This is a genomic window from Bacillus sp. PS108, from assembly GCF_037963335.1.
GTDB lineage: Bacteria > Bacillota > Bacilli > Bacillales > Bacillaceae > Bacillus > Bacillus subtilis.
This window is the reverse complement of sequence record NZ_CP150155.1, coordinates 3,253,083-3,268,230: the sequence shown is the minus strand read 5'-3', so window position 1 is coordinate 3,268,230 and position 15,148 is coordinate 3,253,083. Positions and strand designations below refer to the sequence as shown.

Genomic DNA, 15,148 nt, shown 5'->3' with positions numbered 1-15,148 from the left:
AATTAGAATGAGAATAAAATGAGAATAATGATTATATATTTTTGGAGGTATAGATATGGCTGCTTCAACATTAACGATCAAAGATCTTCACGTTGAAATCGAAGGGAAAGAGATCTTAAAGGGTGTAAACCTTGAAATAAAAGGTGGAGAATTCCACGCAGTAATGGGCCCGAACGGAACTGGTAAATCCACTTTATCAGCTGCTATTATGGGGCATCCTAAATATGAAGTAACAAAAGGCAGCATCACGCTTGACGGCAAAGATGTACTGGAGATGGAAGTGGACGAGCGTGCGCAGGCAGGCTTATTCCTTGCGATGCAGTACCCAAGTGAAATCAGCGGTGTGACAAATGCCGACTTCCTTCGCTCAGCAATCAACGCGCGCAGAGAAGAAGGCGATGAAATTTCTCTCATGAAATTCATCCGCAAAATGGACGAAAACATGGAGTTCCTTGAAATGGACCCTGAAATGGCTCAGCGCTATCTTAACGAAGGCTTCTCAGGCGGGGAGAAAAAACGCAACGAAATCCTTCAATTAATGATGATTGAACCGAAAATCGCCATCCTCGATGAAATCGACTCAGGTCTTGATATTGACGCTTTGAAAGTTGTATCAAAAGGGATCAACAAAATGCGCAGCGAAAACTTTGGCTGCCTGATGATCACTCACTATCAGCGCCTGTTAAACTACATCACTCCGGATGTTGTTCACGTTATGATGCAAGGCCGCGTTGTAAAATCCGGCGGTGCAGAGCTTGCACAGCGTCTTGAAGCAGAAGGTTATGACTGGATCAAACAAGAACTTGGCATTGAAGACGAAACTGTTGGCCAAGAAGCGTAAGCGTTAGGGGGATTAATATGACACTAGGTACAAAACTATCCGTAGATCAGGAGTATCTCAAAAGCTTTTCCGAAAAGCACCAAGAACCTGCCTGGCTGAAGAACCTGCGCTTACAGGCTCTTGAACAAGCTGAGGATCTGCCGATGCCGAAACCTGACAAAACAAAAATCACAAACTGGAACTTCACGAATTTCGCGAAGCATACAGTGGATAACGAACCGCTTTCTTCATTAGAAGATTTGACTGATGAAGTAAAAGCGCTGATCGACGTTGAAAACGAAGATAAAACATTATACGTACAGCGTGACCAGACGCCGGCACATCTTTCTCTTTCTCAAGAATTGAAAGACAAAGGCGTCATCTTCACTGATATTCTGACTGCTGCACGCGAGCACAGCGACTTGGTGGAGAAATACTTTATGAAGGACGGCGTGAAGGTTGACGAACATAAGTTAACTGCACTTCACGCGGCTCTTGTGAACGGAGGAGCATTCCTTTATGTTCCGAAAAATGTTCAGGTGGAGACGCCGGTTCAGGCTGTTTATGTCCACGAAAGCAATGATACAGCTCTATTCAACCACGTGCTGATTGTGGCTGAAGACCACAGCTCTGTAACATATGTAGAAAACTACATCAGCACTGTAAACCCGAAAGAAGCTGTCTTCAATATTATCAGTGAGGTCATCACAGGTGATAATGCCAGCGTGACATACGGTGCGGTGGATAATCTGTCAAGCGGTGTGACAACTTATGTGAACCGCCGCGGTGCTGCGCGCGGACGCGACAGCAAAATTGAGTGGGCTCTCGGCCTGATGAACGACGGCGACACGATTTCCGAAAACACAACAAACCTTTACGGTGACGGCACATACGGCGATACGAAAACGGTTGTTGTCGGAAGAGGAGAGCAAACAGAAAACTTCACAACACAAATCATCCATTTCGGTAAAGCTTCTGAAGGCTATATCTTGAAGCACGGTGTGATGAAGGATTCCGCTTCTTCTATCTTTAACGGAATCGGCAAAATCGAACATGGCGCTTCTAAAGCGAATGCGGAGCAAGAATCACGCGTGCTGATGCTTAGCGAAAAAGCACGCGGAGATGCAAACCCTATTCTTTTAATTGACGAAGACGATGTAACTGCAGGACATGCGGCATCTGTCGGCCGTGTGGACCCTATTCAGCTTTACTACCTGATGAGCCGCGGAATTCCGAAAGAAGAAGCAGAACGCTTAGTCATTTACGGATTCCTAGCACCGGTAGTAAATGAACTTCCGATTGAAGGCGTTAAGAAACAATTAGTTTCTGTTATCGAAAGGAAAGTGAAGTAATGAATATCACAGATATTCGTGAACAGTTCCCGATCCTTCATCAGCAAGTGAACGGACATGATCTCGTTTATCTCGACAGCGCGGCGACTTCCCAGAAGCCGCGTGCTGTCATTGAAACACTGGATAAGTATTATAACCAATACAATTCCAATGTTCACCGGGGCGTCCATACACTTGGAACCAGAGCGACAGATGGTTATGAAGGAGCGCGTGAAAAAGTCCGCAAGTTTATTAACGCGAAGTCAATGGCTGAGATTATTTTCACAAAAGGCACGACCACATCACTGAATATGGTGGCGTTAAGCTATGCGCGCGCCAACCTGAAACCTGGTGATGAAGTGGTCATCACCTACATGGAGCATCATGCGAATATCATTCCGTGGCAGCAGGCTGTAAAAGCAACTGGCGCCACATTAAAATATATTCCGCTGCAGGAAGACGGAACGATTTCTTTAGAAGACGTCAGAGAAACGGTCACAAGCAACACAAAAATTGTTGCGGTGTCTCATGTATCTAATGTTCTCGGCACGGTCAACCCGATTAAAGAAATGGCGAAAATCGCTCATGACAATGGGGCTGTCATTGTGGTGGACGGTGCACAAAGCACGCCTCACATGAAAATTGACGTGCAGGATCTCGATTGCGACTTCTTTGCGCTTTCTTCCCATAAAATGTGCGGACCTACTGGTATTGGTGTGCTGTACGGAAAGAAAGCCCTGCTGGAAAACATGGAGCCTGCCGAATTCGGCGGTGAAATGATCGACTTTGTCGGGCTTTATGAATCAACTTGGAAAGAGCTTCCGTGGAAATTCGAAGCGGGTACGCCGATTATTGCAGGAGCAATCGGCCTCGGTGCCGCCATTGATTTTCTCGAAGAAATCGGTCTTGATGAGATTTCCCGCCATGAGCACAAGCTTGCAGCTTATGCGCTTGAACGCTTCCGCCAGCTTGACGGCGTAACGGTTTACGGGCCGGAAGAGCGTGCCGGGCTTGTCACATTTAACCTTGATGATGTTCATCCGCATGATGTGGCGACTGTGCTTGATGCGGAGGGAATCGCAGTCAGAGCCGGCCACCATTGTGCGCAGCCGCTGATGAAATGGCTGGATGTAACTGCTACTGCAAGAGCAAGCTTTTATCTGTATAATACAGAGGAAGAGATTGATAAGCTTGTGGAAGCTCTTCAAAAGACAAAGGAGTATTTTACAAATGTCTTTTAATGCAAACTTAGATACATTGTACAGACAGGTGATTATGGATCATTACAAAAACCCGCGAAATAAAGGGGTTTTGAATGACAGCATTGTCGTGGATATGAACAATCCGACATGCGGCGACCGCATCAGACTGACAATGAAGCTTGACGGAGACATTGTGGAAGATGCGAAGTTTGAAGGGGAAGGCTGTTCCATTTCAATGGCATCCGCTTCGATGATGACTCAGGCGATTAAAGGGAAAGATATTGAAACTGCCCTTTCCATGTCTAAGATTTTCTCGGATATGATGCAAGGGAAAGAGTATGATGATTCTATAGATCTCGGGGATATTGAAGCCCTTCAAGGCGTTTCAAAATTCCCGGCCCGTATCAAATGTGCAACCCTGTCATGGAAAGCACTTGAAAAAGGAGTCGCGAAAGAAGAAGGCGGCAATTAAAAGGATTGGAGTGAAAATGGATGGCTAAAAAAATGCCTGATATTGGTGAATACAAGTATGGTTTTCACGACAAGGACGTTTCCATTTTCCGTTCAGAGCGCGGATTGACAAAAGAAATCGTAGAAGAAATTTCTCGCATGAAAGAAGAGCCTCAATGGATGCTTGACTTCCGCTTGAAATCACTTGAGCATTTCTACAACATGCCGATGCCTCAATGGGGCGGAGATTTAAACTCACTGAACTTTGACGAAATTACGTACTACGTAAAACCGTCTGAGCGTTCAGAGCGTTCTTGGGATGAAGTTCCTGAAGAAATTAAGCAAACATTCGACAAGCTCGGTATTCCTGAAGCTGAACAAAAATACCTTGCGGGTGTTTCTGCTCAGTACGAATCTGAGGTTGTATACCACAACATGAAAGAAGATCTTGAAGCGCAAGGCATCGTCTTTAAAGACACTGACAGCGCGCTGAAAGAGAATGAAGATATTTTCCGTGAGCACTGGGCAAAAGTAATCCCGCCGACTGATAACAAGTTTGCGGCGCTTAACTCAGCTGTTTGGTCCGGCGGATCTTTCATCTACGTGCCTAAAGGCGTGAAGGTTGAAACACCGCTTCAAGCTTACTTCCGTATCAACTCTGAGAACATGGGTCAGTTCGAACGTACACTGATCATTGTTGACGAAGAAGCAAGTGTTCATTATGTTGAAGGCTGTACTGCGCCTGTTTACACAACAAACTCACTTCACAGTGCGGTCGTTGAGATCATCGTGAAAAAAGGCGGCTACTGCCGTTATACAACGATCCAAAACTGGGCGAACAACGTTTACAACCTTGTAACAAAGCGTACAGTCTGTGAAGAAAACGCAACAATGGAATGGATCGACGGCAACATCGGTTCTAAGCTGACAATGAAATATCCGGCTTGTATCCTAAAAGGCGAAGGCGCGCGCGGTATGACGCTTTCTATCGCTCTTGCGGGTAAAGGCCAGCATCAGGATGCAGGTGCGAAAATGATTCACCTTGCACCAAACACATCATCTACAATCGTATCAAAATCGATTTCAAAACAGGGCGGAAAAGTAACGTACCGCGGAATCGTCCACTTCGGACGCAAAGCGGAAGGCGCCCGCTCTAACATCGAGTGCGATACGCTCATTATGGATAACAAATCAACTTCAGACACAATTCCTTACAATGAAATCTTAAATGATAACATTTCATTGGAGCACGAAGCGAAAGTGTCTAAAGTATCTGAAGAGCAGCTCTTCTACTTGATGAGCCGCGGTATTTCTGAAGAAGAAGCAACTGAAATGATCGTAATGGGCTTTATCGAGCCATTCACAAAAGAGCTTCCAATGGAATACGCAGTTGAAATGAACCGTTTGATTAAGTTCGAAATGGAAGGGTCAATCGGTTAGAAAATAAAAAAACTTTATTTATCAGGGGTTTGAGAGGCTTTTATATGTGCCAAGTTTGAGTCATGCCAAATTTGTGCTAAGTCGAAATTATCTTTTAGTGTAGTAGGCGAACTTTTTAAGTTCGTCTTCTTCTATTTTTTCAGTAATATCAAGATAAGTTTCCGCTGTTGTTTTGATTTTTTATGCCCCAAACGATTTGATACATATTTAAGGTTTGCACCTGATTCAAGTTGCAGAACCGCATGGGTATGTCTAAAGCCGTGGGTGCCTTTATAATCAACACCAGCTTTTTTGCAGTAACCCTGCATGGTATCACGGATAGTAGAAGGTGTTAAATAATGACCGTGACAATTTTGAAAAATGATACTATCTTCCATTTTTATGAAATCTTTCATTTCCTAAAATTAATTCATTTTGCTTTAATTTAAATTTCTTTAATTCACGGACTAGATCATGGTCTATTTTGATAGTGCGATAGGAAGAAGAATTTTTTAATGTGGTCAATTTTACATTGTTATTATCATCACGGCTTGTTTGTTTTTCTATGGTTATTTTATCACCATTAATATCTTCTCATCTTAAAGCTAAAGCTTCAGAAATCCTTAAACCAGTAATGCTTAAAAAGTACATAAGCATGTAATAAAGCTGATAATCGGGAAAACGTTGATGTTTATATGTTTTCATGAAATCTAATAACTGATTTAATTCTTCAAGTCTGAAATATTTCACTTTTTCCTTCTTTATAGCAACAGAATCTTGAACAGGAACTCTTAATTTATCAGCTGGATTTTTTTCAAGCACTTCAAGTTCATGAACGGCATAATGTAAGATGCTTTTCATAACAGAAAGATATTTTAATTTTGAACCAAATGAATATTTTTCTTTTCAAGGTAAGGTCTGGCTTGAAAAGAGTATACGCAAGGCTCTGATAAAAGAAGCTAATAAAGAGGAACAGAGTCCAGCTGATTATATTCGTGGAATCATTTATAGTCTTAACCAAAAGTTAGCTCATGAAGAGATTGCAGAACGTGAAAGCCAAAATCAGCTCAGGCATGATAACAGAAAGATACCAATACAACTAATACTGGATAAAGAATTACGAGAGAAGTTATATAAGCGGTTCGACAAAGAACTGAAGGACAAAGAGCTGTTGGAAAAAGTAAAGAGAAGATGGTCACCTAAGAACGGAACTACAGTGAAAGACAGGATGCTTGTAGAAGTGTTGAACAATCATTTAGTGGAGTACTTGAACTAATGATTGCCCCTTTTGGAAGCCCCCTCTATGTAATGTTCTTTATTACGTAATGGGATAAATGGCGGTAAGGGAACCTTTTCCGACCAAGCAGAAGTTCTAAAAGTTTTTTTGTAAACTAAAATCATTCTAGGAGGTACAAAAGGAAACGTTAGGAGTTAAATTCTCCTAACGTTTTAGAAAATTGACTTTAATTGTTAGTCATTAATTAATTTCACTAATAAAATATTTGTTAGGGAAGTGTTTGTTTAGCATTTCGAGAAGGTCAGAGCCTTTTAGTAATTCTACACCTGTTAATTTACCTTCTTGTAATCCAGCTTGTGTATAATCAGAAGTTGTAATACAAATACCTTGAGTAAATCGGTCGGTCATTTTAACGCTGTTTAGACGTTGGATTGGTTCACTTCCAACATTTCCAATCCATCTTTTCACTTGGAAAATAAACCTTTCTTGCTTATTAGTACGTATATTTAATTTTGTTGCAACCAGATCGACTCCACGGTCACCCGCTCCACCCATTCGAGCAACATTTTGGTACCCTTCCTTAATTAGCAACTGTTTTATTAACTCTTCTAAACCATAAGGGTCAATTGTCCTCAGGTCAATCAGGTTTTCTCCATATTGATTTTTATAGGATTCTTTTTTGATATAACCACGTTCTGTTTCTTCGCAAAAATTTAAAAGGAGATTGTTTATATCTGATTCTTTTGATTTTGAGTCAATTATTTCCTCAAGTAATCCAGGGTCTCCGTTGCAAAGCTTATCACTTATTTCAAAATAGATATCTTCCAAAGCAAAAATACCGTTTTGTTTAACCAGTAGATTTTCAATAATAACAGGAATAATATCATAAAGCTTTACAAACAGGGTTTCAGAATCTTCTAGGTCAACATAGAGTTTATCTTCATCAAGGTAAACGTGATGTTTAAAATCGATTTTAAAATTATCCTTTATAATCCGCTTAACTCTTTCCTGTTGAGGAGAATTTGCGGTAGTACGATTTTTAATAACTTCACTTTCGATATCGATTATTAGCTTACTCAAGCTATACGGTGCAGAGCTTTCTTGGATTTTCTTGTAAACAAACTTTTTAATGTCAAACTCTACATTCTTATCACCAATAAACCAATATTTCTGGTTTTCAGGTAACTTAGTAAAGATCAAGTACATTTCTTTTGAAAGTGTGCTTTTAAATGCTGCTTGCTTGCGTAATGTAGGGTCAGATATTGTCTTATCAATCCGTGTTATATATTCAAACCCATTTTGTCTAGCCTTTAAAATATACTGAGAAAGCAAGTCGAAATACTTTTTCTGTCCAAGGTTTACGGCTAATACCACAAAGCCGTTGGTATTGATGCTATTGCTAAAAGTACTAAACATTTTGTTAATATCACTTACATGATGTTCGTAATCTTTATCTCTTTTTCTGGTTGGTGCGTTTGAAACAACGATTTCTTTTTCTAGGAGTTCACCTTTTAAAGCATACCTAGATTTATCAACGAAGTGATATAGCCAATCACGGTATAACTGGTTTCGTTCCAAATAAGGAACTTGGTCGTGGTAAGGGGGGTCAGTTAGAATTAAATCCACTTTATTATCCCCTATGAAAGTTGATGACATAAAATCGTTGTAATCAGAATTCACAAATGTAAAACAGTTCTGTAGCCATTCACCGTTTTCTTCAACATATTTTTTGTGAAACTGCTTGAATTTGTTGTACTTTTCTTCAAATAGATACCAGACATTCATTTCCTGGGCTTGTTCACGCATAACTTGATAGATATACTCAGACCCAGATCCATATTGCGCAATCCTAGAAAGGGTCAAGCTAGCAACTAGGAAGTGTTGGAGCAAATTCTTCTCGTGGCACTCTGGCAAGGATGAAATTGCTCCTTGTAATTTCAATAATGCCAATTTATTACGAGTTGTAAAATTAGTATCATATTTGTCAGCGCCAGTGCCTTTTGTAATGTTAATCCTACTATTTTCTATTAGGTTATGGCTTGGGAATTTAGAAACATCACATTTTTCAAGGGATTTAATTTTTTGATCGTCAAATGAGTCAAACTGTTTTGTTGTATTTCCACACTCAGGACACTTGTGGAGCATTATTATATTTTTTCCATCCTTTATATCACGGTGTGCTTTAGGATGGAGATAATTATCGGTTTCAGGGTCAAAATGAAGCTTTTTAATATAGTTTTTTGTATTACAGCAACGAGTTTCGTAGAGAGAACGTATTTCTTCGAAACATTGTTCTTTAACTTGATTAAACAACTTCAATAAACGGCTTAAATTTGCAGTGTGATAAAAAGTATTTACTACGTCAAACGTATAGTTATCTAGTTCACTTCCATAGAATGTTTTATTACTTGCGCAAGCTGAATTGATATAAGTACCTGAACCAATAAAAGGATCAAGAACAATACCGTCAGAGTCGGTAAGTGTGTCCATTATAATTTTTCCTATTTCGGGGGATTTCCGCCCCTTAAAATTAAATTGATTTTTTAAAAGGGTTGGTACACTGCTTTTTACATCACGAAGTTTCCTTCTTAACATTAAGGTTTTTTCAATAACCTTTGGGTCGGCTTTTGAAGCCATTGATTGGTATGAAATATGATTCTCCATGTTAATCCTCCTCATTTTTAAATAAATCACCAACAGAAATGTTGAAATAGTGTGCAGCTGTAACAATAAACGTCCATGACAAGTTCCTTTGGTGGTTCCGCCTTCTTTGTAGGACATAGAAATAGTTACTTGAGTAGTTACTTTCGAAGAAGCTCTCAAACTTGTCTGGATTTTGAATGTCATGATCAATTAAGAGTTTCAGAATGTTTTGTTTAGCAACGTTTGATGGTATGAAAACATCTGGACTTTGCGGTAAAATATTATCCTCAGTAATGTTCGTGGATACAAAATCTGAAAAATGAACTTTCAAGCTGCTTGTTAGCATAGTTATTTCCGCATGATGAAGTTCTGGAAGCTTTTCTTTGTAGTACCAGCTAGAAATTGTTCGATAGGGAATGCCTGTTTTTCCACTAATGTTTTCAAAGAAATCTTTGTTTTTAGACCACCTATAATGTCTAATAAGAAAATTGATATTGGTGTACACCTGTTCTTTAACATCATCTTTTTTCATATCAACTATTTTTTTGAATTGATAATCCAACTGAAACACTCCAAATTTTCAAGTTGTTATCAGTTTATTTCAAAACGCAACGATTATTTGTTACTGAGAGTGTAATTTCATAGTATGATCGATTTAAGGAAAATGAACGATTCGAGGAAAATGATTTATTGTTGTCGAATTTTAAGATATAATGAGTGTTTGAAGACTAAGAGGTGGAACAATGAAAAATGAATTCCCAATACTTAATTATCCAGGTAGTAAACGTAACTTGTTAAGCTTTATTGATGAATATACAACTAGCCATATTCCGAAAGATAAGGCAGTCTTTGATATATTCGCTGGTAGTGGAGCGGTTTCATACTTTTATAAAGATAGATTTAAGGTATATGCAAATGATTCAGAACAGTATTCATCTGTAATACTAAATGCGTTATTAAAATTCCAGCCTAACAATAAGATTGATGAATTATTAAAAGAAATGGATCATTTTAGCGATTTTAATAAGCTGAAATTAATAAGTATATATAGCGATTGGATTAATAAAGAAAAAGAATTGTTAGAGTCATTAAAATTTGATGAGATTGAACAGTTTTATTTGTCTTTCCCTAATGTATGGAAGGGAAATGTGGTTTTGAATAATATGGAAATAACTATTGAAACGTTGAGGACACTCCCGTTTTATTGCCTTTTTACTAGTTACTATTCGGGGAATTATTTTGGCGTTTATCAATCTGTGGAAATAGACAGCATAAGGTATGCAATAGAGAAAGCTGACATAAATGTTAAAACTAAAAATATGCTCCTTTCAGCATTGTTTTACGCAATGAAAGAAGCGGTTTTTAGTAAGGACGGTCACATGGCTCAGCCGCTTGGATTGAGTAATAACTTGGAAAAGTTATTTAAAAGAAGAAATGTATCGATTTATGAAAAATTTGTTTTAAAGGTAACAGACTTTTTTTCTGTTAGTTTTTTAACGGAGGATAAAGGTAATAAAGTTTTTAATTATACCTTTGACGAGTTGTTATTCAATAAATCGGAATTATTTAATGATGTAGGATTTATCTATGCTGATCCACCATATACAGATATGCAGTATTCTCGGTATTTCCACTTGCTAAATACGTTAGTAAATTATCAGTATCCAGAAATGACAATGTATAGGGGTAATTTATCCAAGGGGCTATACACCGAAAATAGATTCCAGTCACCTTTAAGTCAAAAATCAAAAGCGATTGATTATCATAAACAACTTTTTGATTATTGTAAGGATAAAAAAATTGGACTTGCATTTAGTTTTGCATATCCTTTTGATCCAAATAGTCAACCGACTAATCGCTATGTTTTAAACATATTCGATTTAATTGACTATGGCAAAAGTGTATTTAAAGGTGATTTCCAATACTATACTCAAGACTATAATCATTCTAATAATCGCAATAGCAATTCGAAGAAAGTACTCGAATATCTATTACTGTATACACCATAGAAAAGAGGGGATGAAAAATGGATTTATATTCACTAAAACAGAAGATTTCAGGGATAAAGCCAACAAATCGTAACCCTCTTTATCAATCTCATTTGTATTGGTCACAAAAACCTTTTAATATCAGTGATTTGTTAATTGAAGAACTTACAGAAGAAGGCGATATTGTATTCGACCCATTCATGGGTTCGGGTGTAAGTATTATAGAGTCAGTTTTGCTAAACCGTAAGTCAGTAGGTGTGGAAATAAACGAATTACCGATTTTCATTGTGGATACACTGTTACGAAAAGTAGGAAACATGGAGAACCTTAATAATTTTCTTAAGGATTTTGAAGATTTTGTAGATGGACTAAACAAATATTATAAAACATGGTCAGCTGAAAATGATGATCATGGAATTGTAAAAAAAGTAATATTTGACAGAGAGTCACCATTTGCTGAACCTATTATTAAGGAAATACACTATCAGCATCAAGGAAACAGAACCAACTTTATAAAAGAGCCAGATATTTTTGATGTTGAACAATTTTCTTTAAATAAAGGTTATAAATATATACGTGATTATGTGATGGTGCCAAATAGTCGTTTAGCAGTTCATAATGAACAAAGTGTAGCTTCACTTTTTACACCAAGAGCATTATGTGTAATAGATGATATCTTAGGGTATGAAGCTAGTTTAGATGACCGAAATTATCAGGACATAATTAGATACATCTTAATGAGTTCACTTCATTTGATAAAAATTACAGATTTGAAATCTAATTCTCAATGGCCACTCTGGACGCCTAAGGAAAATTGTTTAGAAAAAAACGCTATTGATGTAATTAAAAGACGAATTCGGTTATTTTATGACTCGTATGATTTTGTTGATAAAAATTTCAATGAAACAATAAAGAAAGTATCAGATTTTAAAGAACTGTCTGATGATGGAAATTACTTAATATTAAATAAAGGCACTCAGCACCTTAATAGTGATGACATTCCTGATAAGAGTATAGATTTAGTCATAACCGATCCGCCATACTTAGGACAAGTACTATATTCTGAGTATATGCAGTTATACTATCCATTTTTAGACCTGAACTTCAATTTAGAGGATGAAATTGTTATATCCAATGCAAAGGGTAGGGATAAAGATGAAAAATCTTATTTCGATTTACTTGACCAGAGCTTTGGGAAAACAACCAAAAAGCTTAAAAAGGGAAAAATAATGTGCATATATTTTCATGACAGTAATTTAGATGTATGGAACAGGCTAATAAATATTACGAAGAAACACGGGTTGCACTTTTTAGGACAAGTTCATGTTTATAAAAAACTGACACTTAAAAATATCCTAAGCCCTAAAAAATCACTCCAAGGGGATTCCATTTTATTTTTTATAAATGAAAAGAGAGATTACGAAGTAATTGAAGCAGAAACGCTTGATGAAATAGTTGAGAATGTTGTCGCTCATGTTAAATTTGAACTTAAAAATAAAGGTTCATTAACTACGACACAATTGATGGATGACGGATTAATGGAATATATAATACAAAACAACTGGTTAGGTGAACTTAGTTCAAAATATAAGAGTATTATTGATGTTTTTGAACCTTATGTGAAATGGGACAAAGAAAAAGGTAAATGGGTTCTGTAATAAATAAGAAAAAGAGATGTTGCCGTAAGGTAACGGGTTCAGACCTAGGAAAAAATAGTAACTAACACACCAAATAAGAGTACAAATCGCATAGCGGCGTTTCGTACTCTTATTTTTATTGATATAACAACATTTATTATTTTTTGACCCTTAATTAACCTAACAAAGCAAGCAACAAAAATTTGAAACCTTCTATCAAAAGCGAACGTAGTATAAATATACTTATGAATAATAGAAAGGGGATGAAAATGTGGGCAATAGTGAAAATGTGGTTTCATTAGATGATAAAAAGGAGAAAAAAGAGGGATTTAGGAAAAAGGCATTAGATACAGCGAAAGATATTACTGACAAATCCACAGAAAAACCCGTAACTGAATTAGGAAAAGATATATCAAAAACCATTAGATATGGAATGAAAAAATGAACCGAAACAGTAATTCATATGTATAAAACAGCAGAAGATAAAGCCGAAAGAGAAGATATTAGAAAAGGTGAGCTTAAAAAAAGTTACTGCCAGTATGGTTTGATGGGTTTAGGGCTTGGTTGTGGAACAGCAATAGCGATAACCTGGATAAAGAGCAACTCAAAACTTTCTTAAAAAAGCTCGCAATTACTGCGAGCTAAATAAGGACATCCTTCGGTTATTTCATTGATTTATCGTGCCAAGTCCAAGCCAAGTTCATGCCAAGTCCGTGCCAAGTTGAAATTACAAACCATTTTACTCTATTTGAAGAAATGCCTTTATATAGGGGTTTGACCTCCCTTTTTATAAATTATTTCATGACTTTTCGAGCAACATTAATCAAGTTCGAAATGGAAGGGTCAATCGGTTAATGATGAAAACCCCTTTGTTTATCAAGGGGTTTAGAGATAGTTATCAATTTTAAAATGGCCGGCGTGCCGAATTTGATTGTAGAAGACGAACCTTTGAAGTTCGTCTTCTCAGCTTGTAGAGAAAACGATGTTTTTTCTACAAGCTTTTTTGTTTTATACTGTTTCTTTAGATATTCATCAGGTTTCAGATGCAGAAAAAGCGCTCCCACATGCCTAGCCTTGCTTGGCTAGGTATGTGGCAATCTTCTTCATGTTCTGGCATGCGGCTGTGAGGAGAACTTGTTCACTCACATTTCGTTTTCCCCTCAACCTGCAATAGCGAAGCCCATGCAGTTGTTTTGAATCTGCAAAGCTTCGCTCTATTTTTTCTTTTCTTTTTTTGTAGAGGTTTTTTCCTGAAACAGACAAGCGATTTTGTCTGACCTTTTCTTTATGATCTTCCCATACATGTCGAGTAATCACTTTCTGCCGATTCTTTGATTTTGTACAGTTTTCAAGCAGCGGGCATGAGGAACATATTTCAGGATTTGATTTGAATGACCGGTAGCCTTTTCGGTCAGTTGTTGAGTATGTAAGTGTTTGGTGATTTGAACAAATGTATCTGTCTTGTTCACTGTCATAATGAAATTTCCATTTTGGAAACAATCCTCGGATAGGATGATAACGTCTATGTGCGATGACACCAAAGATTTGTCGGTCAGATAATCCTTTACAGATCGGAGTAGTTAAATATCCAGAATCAAGGGCGACAGCTTCTACTTGAAAACCAAATCGTGCGATTTGGTGGTCTAATCGGTCAAGATAAGGCACAGAATCATGGACATTTCCGGATGTGACGTAGGCATCGGTGATAATGTTGTATTTCATATCTGTTGTGCGGTGATCTAAATAGAAAAAACCTTCTGGTTTGTTTTCACGATACAGATAGCCACTTTCCGGATCGGTTGTACTGTGGCGGATCTCTTTTTCAGCTTTCACCTCCTCCTTGGCTGTTAGTGGCTTTTTTCCGTGTTCCTCCCGATCCTCTTGAATGGCTTCATTTAAATCCTTGATATAGTTTTGGGTATCCTGCGCAATTGTTTTTCTTGTGTATTTATGCTTGTTGGCATTGGCTTTAAGGTGTGTGGAGTCGGTGAATAGGACTCGTCCGCCCACCATGTCATGATTGATGGCCTGGAGAACGATCTCATCAAAGATGTCTTGGAAGATGGTAGTATCTTTAAAGCGTGTGCGTCTGTTCCAGCTGATGGTGGAGTGGTGCGGAACTGGATCGTTTATATTCAATCCGAGAAACCATCTGTATGCCATATTGTAGTAAATTTCTTTTTCAAGCTGTCTTTCTGAACGGATACCATAGAGGTATCCGATAAACATCATTTTAAATAAAATAAGCGGATCAAGTGAGGGGCGGCCTTTATTTTCACTGTAGTAAGGTTTAACCTTTTCAATGATGAAAGAGAAGTCTATGTACTGATCAATTTTCCGAAGCAGGTGATCCTCTTCAATGAGTTGGTCAAGCAGAACAAATTCGGCTGCGTTTTGAGAAGAATTTCTTGTGTGGAACAT

15 protein-coding genes are annotated in these 15,148 nt (G+C 37.8%); 10 read left to right on the top strand and 5 right to left on the bottom strand.

Features of this window, described 5'->3' with window-relative positions; translation table 11 throughout:
- Positions 1-55 precede the first annotated feature (55 nt).
- Genes sufC through sufB form a run of 5 tightly spaced genes read left to right on the top strand, consistent with a single transcriptional unit; the run spans position 56 to position 5,243 of the window.
- Complete coding sequence (sufC, locus tag NSQ16_RS17025) at positions 56-841, top strand: Fe-S cluster assembly ATPase SufC (RefSeq protein WP_003151872.1); 786 nt, start codon at positions 56-58, stop codon at positions 839-841.
- 17 nt (positions 842-858) lie between these two features.
- Positions 859-2,172 (top strand): Fe-S cluster assembly protein SufD, encoded by a 1,314-nt coding sequence (sufD, locus tag NSQ16_RS17020; protein WP_208556102.1) that lies wholly within the window; start codon positions 859-861, stop codon positions 2,170-2,172.
- Complete coding sequence (gene sufS, locus NSQ16_RS17015) at positions 2,172-3,392, top strand: cysteine desulfurase SufS (RefSeq protein WP_015251273.1); 1,221 nt, start codon at positions 2,172-2,174, stop codon at positions 3,390-3,392. The genes sufD and sufS overlap by 1 nt, the downstream gene beginning before the upstream one ends.
- Positions 3,382-3,825, top strand: a complete 444-nt coding sequence (gene sufU / locus NSQ16_RS17010) for a Fe-S cluster assembly sulfur transfer protein SufU (protein ID WP_003222809.1) — start codon at positions 3,382-3,384, stop codon at positions 3,823-3,825. Before sufS ends, sufU begins: the two co-directional genes overlap by 11 nt.
- A 20-nt stretch (positions 3,826-3,845) precedes the next feature.
- Positions 3,846-5,243, top strand: coding sequence for a Fe-S cluster assembly protein SufB (gene sufB, locus NSQ16_RS17005; RefSeq protein ID WP_003228608.1), 1,398 nt, complete (start codon positions 3,846-3,848; stop codon positions 5,241-5,243).
- 131 nt (positions 5,244-5,374) lie between these two features.
- Here the strand turns inward: sufB and NSQ16_RS17000 are convergent, their stop codons facing one another.
- Together NSQ16_RS17000 and NSQ16_RS16995 are read right to left on the bottom strand one after the other, a co-directional pair.
- Positions 5,375-5,620 (bottom strand): tyrosine-type recombinase/integrase, encoded by a 246-nt coding sequence (locus NSQ16_RS17000; protein WP_230488672.1) that lies wholly within the window; start codon positions 5,618-5,620, stop codon positions 5,375-5,377.
- Between the two features lie 196 nt (positions 5,621-5,816).
- The gene (locus tag NSQ16_RS16995; RefSeq protein ID WP_230488673.1) at positions 5,817-6,083 is read right to left on the bottom strand and encodes a hypothetical protein; all 267 of its coding nucleotides are present in this window, start codon (positions 6,081-6,083) and stop codon (positions 5,817-5,819) included.
- Between NSQ16_RS16995 and NSQ16_RS16990 the strand changes: the two genes are divergently transcribed.
- Positions 6,073-6,498, top strand: coding sequence for a hypothetical protein (locus NSQ16_RS16990; RefSeq protein ID WP_339232340.1), 426 nt, complete (start codon positions 6,073-6,075; stop codon positions 6,496-6,498). The genes NSQ16_RS16995 and NSQ16_RS16990 overlap by 11 nt on opposite strands.
- A gap of 201 nt (positions 6,499-6,699) precedes the next feature.
- Here the strand turns inward: NSQ16_RS16990 and NSQ16_RS16985 are convergent, their stop codons facing one another.
- Entirely contained in the window at positions 6,700-9,123 is a 2,424-nt protein-coding gene (locus NSQ16_RS16985; RefSeq protein ID WP_230488675.1) for a restriction endonuclease, read from the bottom strand.
- Between the two features lies 1 nt (position 9,124).
- The gene (locus NSQ16_RS16980) at positions 9,125-9,664 is read right to left on the bottom strand and encodes a hypothetical protein (protein ID WP_230488676.1); all 540 of its coding nucleotides are present in this window, start codon (positions 9,662-9,664) and stop codon (positions 9,125-9,127) included.
- 181 nt (positions 9,665-9,845) lie between these two features.
- On the opposite strand from NSQ16_RS16980, the gene NSQ16_RS16975 reads away from it, so the two are divergent.
- From NSQ16_RS16975 to NSQ16_RS16960, 4 genes are all read left to right on the top strand, one after another.
- Positions 9,846-11,111: a DNA adenine methylase gene (locus NSQ16_RS16975; RefSeq protein WP_230488677.1), complete on the top strand. Its 1,266-nt coding sequence runs from the start codon at positions 9,846-9,848 to the stop codon at positions 11,109-11,111.
- Positions 11,112-11,128: 17 nt separating this feature from the next.
- On the top strand, positions 11,129-12,748 hold the full coding sequence (locus tag NSQ16_RS16970; protein ID WP_230488678.1) for a DNA methyltransferase: 1,620 nt from the start codon (positions 11,129-11,131) through the stop codon (positions 12,746-12,748).
- Positions 12,749-12,998: 250 nt separating this feature from the next.
- Entirely contained in the window at positions 12,999-13,172 is a 174-nt protein-coding gene (locus tag NSQ16_RS16965; RefSeq protein ID WP_230488679.1) for a hypothetical protein, read from the top strand.
- A gap of 18 nt (positions 13,173-13,190) precedes the next feature.
- A complete protein-coding gene (locus NSQ16_RS16960; protein ID WP_230488680.1) occupies positions 13,191-13,346 on the top strand; it encodes a hypothetical protein in 156 nt (51 codons plus the stop codon).
- A 449-nt stretch (positions 13,347-13,795) separates the two neighbouring features.
- Here NSQ16_RS16960 and NSQ16_RS16955 read toward each other — a convergent pair whose 3' ends face one another.
- Positions 13,796-15,148 carry an IS1182 family transposase gene (locus NSQ16_RS16955; RefSeq protein WP_230488785.1) on the bottom strand — a complete coding sequence of 451 codons (1,353 nt, stop codon included), beginning with the start codon at positions 15,146-15,148 and terminating at the stop codon, positions 13,796-13,798.